Source organism: Pandoraea sp. CB10b_02 (assembly GCF_002216225.1).
In the GTDB taxonomy this organism is placed as follows: Bacteria; Pseudomonadota; Gammaproteobacteria; order Burkholderiales; family Burkholderiaceae; genus Pandoraea; species Pandoraea nosoerga.
The window spans coordinates 1-2,914 of sequence record NZ_NJGW02000047.1 but is presented as its reverse complement, the minus strand read 5'-3'; the positions used below and the strand labels follow the sequence as shown (position 1 = coordinate 2,914).

Here is a 2,914-nt window from a genome sequence, read left to right as displayed (position 1 = left end):
GGTCCGGCTTCGCGTCGTAATGCAGCACGCTGCGAGAAAGCCCGACAAGCCGGCAGGCGCGGCGCTCGGAGAGGTTGACCTTCTCCCGAATCGCCGACACTGCCTCGCGTTTGGCTTGCGGGCTCAGGGCTTTCCCTTGACGACGACCTTCAACGCTTCCATATCGAGCATTGCTTCGGCCAGCAGTTTCTTCAGCCGGCCATTCTCCACCTCGAGGTCCTTGAGCCGGCGGGCTTCCGAGACCTCCATGCCGCCAAACTTCGCGCGCCAGGTGTAGAACGACGCGTCACTGAACCCGTGCTTCCTGCACAGTTCCTTGACCGGCATACCGGCCTCGGCTTCCTTCAGAAACCCGATGATTTGCTGTTCCGTAAAGCGCTTCTTCATGTTCGTCTTCTCTCCGAAAACGAACTTTACTAGACTCCTGCTGGCCCTGTTTGCAGGGGGCAGGTCAGCTATGCGAGCCGGTCAGCAGACGTTGCAAGGCTTGCACTTTACCCCATCGGCGTTCCCGAGCTGCCTTGGTGATATGCGCCTGAAGTCGTTTCGCCAGTAAGCGCTCGATCAGTACCGTAGTACGAGTCGTTGACGCGGCAGTGATAGCCGGTTACAGCAGGCTTGATGGGACGCTCATGCGGGGTTCTTGGTGCGTGCGACGGAGGTGGATTCGGCCTGACGCTCCATGCGCTGCGCGAGCTTGTCGGTGCAGGCCTTGGCGAGGTTGGCCAGTTCGGCGTTGGAAATCATGAGGCCGCCCGGGTCGGCAATCATCTTGGCGAACTTCGCGATGGACGCGACGCAGGCGTCAGGCTCCACGGCGCTGATGTTCATCCGGCCGGTATGGTCGAACGACAGCAGCCAGCGACCGCTCTGGAGCATGCTGGCCAGGAGGCCGCTCACGACCATCTCGTTCATCTCGGGGAAGCGCGGGTTCTTCTGGCCAGCGGCCTGTACGACGTCCCGGCAGCGGTCGAAGTAGTCCACCGCGACGCGCCGGGCTTCCTGCCGATAGTCGGTGTTGTACAGCGGCTCGTCAGCGGGCGCGCCGGACGGCGCACCCTGGTAGCCGCCGGTCTTGCGGATAGCGGGCAACACTTCGTGCGTGACCCAGCGCTTGAACGCTCGAGCCTCAGGCTTGCGGCTGTTCAGGATGAGGCTGTACAGGCCCGACTCGTTGATGATGGTCGTTTCCTGCTGCCGGCCGATGGCGTCCGTAATCTGGACGGCATCCTTCTCGTCGTCATCGAGTCGAGCGGAGGCGTTGCGAGGGTTCGCGATGTCGAGAACGTGGCACACGTCAGTTGCGACGAACCAGACTTCGCCGTCTTGTTCGATGGTGCGTACGGATTGGGAGCCGAAGTTGAAAACGACCGGCAGATTGGATTGTTCTTGAGCGACCATGGCTGGTCTCCTTTGCTTTTAGGAATTCCACCCAAGCAGGGGTGGGGGCTGTCCTACGCCGCAAAGCGAGCGCCGGGTCCTTACGGATACCCGCAACCCCCATAGAGCGGCACAGGCCCACGTGCACATGCACGTTGGCCGAACAAAGGGGCACAAAAAAGCCGGCTTCCAATTCCCGTGAGGGAAGTGAGCGCGCCGGCCTAGCGCTTTGCGTTTAGGAGCCTTCAATGTAGCAGACGGATTCCTGCCCGTCAACCGCTCAATCCGAATGGGGTGTGTGAAATCGTTGCATCCTCGCCACCCTCATATCAATCACTCAATCCGAATACCCAAAATAAAGCACGCTAAGCCGTTTGCAGCGGTCGTAGCGGCCTGAACTTGCCCACGCCGATCTTGGCGCTGGGTAATGCCCCCGTTTTCCACAGTCGGCAGAAGTAGAAACTAAGCGGCCATGGCCAGCCGCTGCTTCGGGGTAAAACCGCCCAATGCCATATTTGGGCGCTCGTGATTGTAAGTCCACATCCAGTCGGCCGCTGCCTGCCGAACCTGCTCCAGGTCTTCCCACAGATATTGCGAGAGCCATTCGTATCGAGCGGTCCGATTGAACCGTTCGATGTACGCGCTCTGTTGCGGCTTGCCCGGCTCAATGTATTCCAGCCGTATACCTAGCTTCTGCGCCCACGTCACGATGGCTGCGCTCAGGTATTCTGGGCCGTTGTCACAACGAATTACCTTCGGCTTGCCACGCCATTCCATGTGCTGCTTCAGCGTGCGAATCACCCGCTCGGACGGCAGCGAGAAATCCACCTCAATGCCCAGCGCCTCGCGGTTGAAATCATCAATCACGTTCAGCGTCCGGATGCTGTGCCCGTCAACGAGCTGGTCATGCATGAAGTCCATTGACCACACTTCGTTGATGGCGTGCGGCACCGACAGCGGCTGCGGCGTTTCGCGCACCAAGCGTTTCTTCCGCTTGATGCGCAGGTTCAGCTCCAGCTCCCGATAAATCCGGTAGATACGCTTGTGGTTCCAGCCAAATCCCTTCACGTTACGCAAGTAGTAATAGCACAGCAGAAAGCCCCAGTTGCGATGACAGCCCGTGATACGCACCAGCCAGTCGGCAATCTCTTCGTTCTCCGTGTTCAACTTCGCCTCGTATCGGTAGCACGACTCGCTGATGCCGAACACTGTGCACGCCACACGAATTGACACGCGGCGCTGTTGCACAACCTGCTTTGCCATCTCGCGCCGGCGAGATGGCTTCAGAACTTTTTTTGCAGTGCCTCCGAGGCAATCTCTGCCTTGAGCTTCTCCTCGATGACATCTTGCGCAGTCGGGCATTCTCCGCCTCGAGCTCCTTCATGCGCGACATCATCGACGCGTCCATGCCGCCGTACTTCGAGCGCCATTTGTAAAACGTTGCCGAACTGATGCCCAGTTCCCGGCATAGCTCCGGCACCGCAAGCCCAGCCTCCGCGCGCTTGAGCGCCTCCAATATCTGGCTGTCTGTGAA

At 59.7% G+C, this 2,914-nt stretch carries 2 protein-coding genes and 2 pseudogenes; all 4 read right to left on the bottom strand.

The features are described 5' to 3' along the window. Positions 1-387, bottom strand: a pseudogene (locus CDN36_RS22470) (transposase); the annotation flags it as partial. A 64-nt stretch (positions 388-451) separates the two neighbouring features. After that, complete coding sequence (locus CDN36_RS22465) at positions 452-553, bottom strand: reverse transcriptase N-terminal domain-containing protein (protein WP_287497985.1); 102 nt, start codon at positions 551-553, stop codon at positions 452-454. Between the two features lie 77 nt (positions 554-630). Beyond that, positions 631-1,401: a BRO-N domain-containing protein gene (locus CDN36_RS22460; protein WP_287497984.1), complete on the bottom strand. Its 771-nt coding sequence runs from the start codon at positions 1,399-1,401 to the stop codon at positions 631-633. Between the two features lie 441 nt (positions 1,402-1,842). Then, a pseudogene (locus CDN36_RS22455) lies at positions 1,843-2,914 on the bottom strand (IS3 family transposase); the annotation flags it as partial.

Coding starts and splice junctions, on each gene's coding strand:
- CDN36_RS22460 (WP_287497984.1), bottom strand. CDS start 1,401: ATGGTCGCTCAAGAACAATCCAATCTGCCGGTCGTTTTCAACTTCGGC.